This window comes from Microbacterium karelineae (assembly GCF_009745985.1).
GTDB lineage: Bacteria > Actinomycetota > Actinomycetes > Actinomycetales > Microbacteriaceae > Microbacterium > Microbacterium karelineae.
Window position 1 is genome coordinate 1 of sequence record NZ_WFIX01000146.1, and the last position, 261, is coordinate 261.

Below are 261 nucleotides of genomic sequence, written 5' to 3' on the forward strand. Positions count from 1 at the left end.
CGTGCAGCGCGGCGACCATCTCGTCGAACTCATCCAGCGTGCCGATCTTCGGATCCACATCGCGGTAGTCATCCACGTCGTAGCCGCCATCGGCGAGCGCCGACGGATAGAAGGGACTCAGCCACACCGCATCGACGCCGAGCTCCTTCAGATACGGGATCCGCGAGATGATGCCCGCCAGGTCTCCGATCCCGTCGCCGTTCGCATCGGCGAACGACCGGGGATAGATCTGATAGACGGCGGCCTGACGCCACCAGTCGG

1 protein-coding gene is annotated in these 261 nt (G+C 64.8%); it reads right to left on the bottom strand.

Going from position 1 to position 261, the window contains the following annotated elements; genetic code table 11:
• Window positions 1–261: alpha-amylase family glycosyl hydrolase (locus GB932_RS01380; protein ID WP_306769924.1), on the bottom strand; the 261-nt coding region annotated here is incomplete at both ends.